Source organism: Actinoplanes sp. NPDC048791, from assembly GCF_040650095.1.
Lineage (GTDB): Bacteria > Actinomycetota > Actinomycetes > Mycobacteriales > Micromonosporaceae > Actinoplanes.
This window is the reverse complement of sequence record NZ_JBEZGQ010001341.1, coordinates 1-1,932: the sequence shown is the minus strand read 5'-3', so window position 1 is coordinate 1,932 and position 1,932 is coordinate 1. Positions and strand designations below refer to the sequence as shown.

Genomic DNA, 1,932 nt, shown 5'->3' with positions numbered 1-1,932 from the left:
CGTGCCGCGGCCGTCCGCGACGATCACCGCGAAGCCCTGGTCGGCGAACCACTGGGCGGCCCAGTAGCGGGAGCGGGCGGCGACGGCCCGCTGCGCGGCCGAGCCACCGTACGGGTCCATCAGCACCGGCAGCCGGGCCGTACCCGGCTCGTGACCGGTGGGGAACAGCACCGCCGTCCGCAGGTCCCGCTCCCCCAGGGTCAGGAGCTGCGGCGCCGGGCGGACCGGCGGTTCAGCCGCGAGACTCCGCAGCTCGCGGCCGTCGACGGTGACCGTCTCGCCGTCGAGGGTCTGCGCGTCCACCACGGTCACACCGCCGGCGCGGCGCCCGCCGAACAGTCCGGGGGCCGTGGTGATCCGGGCCGGGCCGGTCGCCGCCGACCAGGTCCACAGGTGCCGTTCGGTGGGATTCTGCCTGGCTGCGAACAGCACGGTGTCGCCGTCGACCGAGAGCACTTCGTCCAGTTGCAGGCCGGGCGGCGTGACCGGTACGCCGTCGACGGTGAGCCGCCGGGTGTCGCGGTCGTCCACGCTCCACAGCAGGGCTCCCGACGCGGTGTACGCGGGGATGCCCGAGACGATCGTCGTCCAATCCGGGTCGGTGTTCTCCTGCCGCACCGTGGTGGCGCCGGTCGCGGGATCGCCGGCCAGCACCCGCAGCACCGTCTGGCGCCTGTTCTGCACGACCACCAGCAGCCCGGACGCGTCCCACACCACCCGGGTCACGTACTCGAACCCGGACCGGTCCCAGACCACCGGCGTACGGCTGCCGTCCAGGCCGAGCACGTGCAGGCTGACGTCGGCGTTCGGGGTTCCCGCGGACGGGTAGCGCACGGCGGTCGGCGGCTGCTCGGGGTGGCCCGGGTCGGCGACGTACCAGATCTGCACCGGGGTGTTGTCGACCCGGGCCGCGACCAGGCTGCGGCCGTCCGGCGCCCACCAGTAGCCCTCGAACCGGTCCATCGACTCGGACGCCTCGTGCTCGGGCAGGCCCCACGTCACCTCGGGGCCGTCGGGTTCGGCGAGCGGCCGGTCGTCCTTGCCGTCGCGGCCGACCACCCGTAGCTCGGCCTCGCACACGTACGCGACCGTGCGGCCGGTCGGGTCGATCCGGGCCTCGGCGGCCGGTTCCTGCGCACCCAGCTCGGTGACCTTCGCGGCGGCCACGTCGACCGCGTACAGCCGGCCGGCCACGGTGAACACGGCCGTGCGTACGGCGGCGTCGGTGGCGTAGGAACCGATGCCGGCGGACCGGTCCCGGGCCCGTTCCCGCCGGGCGCGCTCGCGCTCGGACAGCGGCGCGCCGTCGGCTGCCCCCAGCGCCGTCGCGTCCACCAGCAGGCGTACCGTCCCGGTGGCGACCACGTACGACCAGAGATCACCCACCGGGTCGGTCCCGCCGCGCGAGCGCAGGAACAGCACCCGGGAGCCGTCGGGGGCCACCGCGAACCGGTGCGGGCGGCCGAGCGTGAATCCCTGGGTGCGGGCGACCAGCGCGGGGAACGAAGAAGTCATGCCCCAGTCTCTCCGCTGACCCGACTTCAGGGGTGCCCGGATTGCCGGTCGGCTGCCGGGTGCCTGCCTGGCCGACCGGCCCGGCCGGGCCGAGGATCGAGGGCACCGGCGGCGATCCAGGAGGCCCGATCATGTCGATGCGGATGGTGCTGCTGACGACCGCCCCGCCGGCTGCCGGTGTCGCCCTCGGCCATCTCCTGGGTGGGCGCCTCGCCGGGCTGCGCGTTCTTGCGACGAGGGCCGTCTGGCTGGTCTGGATCGCGGCGGCTGTGCAGCTCGTGCAGAACACCGTCGCCGAGAAGCTGCCGCTGCTCGCGGTGGTCTTCCTCGCCGTCCTGGCCTGGCTGGCCGTGGGCATCGCCGGCTGGCCGCAGCCGCTGCGGGCCGCCGGCGCCGTGATCATGATCGGTGCCGTGC

The 1,932-nt window shown here is 74.9% G+C and carries 2 protein-coding genes; one reads left to right on the top strand and one right to left on the bottom strand.

The features are described 5' to 3' along the window. A partial coding sequence (locus AB0C29_RS46105) for a DPP IV N-terminal domain-containing protein (RefSeq protein ID WP_360834384.1) occupies positions 1-1,515 on the bottom strand: 1,515 nt, incomplete at its 3' end. Between the two features lie 131 nt (positions 1,516-1,646). On the opposite strand from AB0C29_RS46105, the gene AB0C29_RS46100 reads away from it, so the two are divergent. Beyond that, positions 1,647-1,932: hypothetical protein (locus tag AB0C29_RS46100; protein WP_360834382.1), on the top strand; the 286-nt coding region annotated here is incomplete at its 3' end.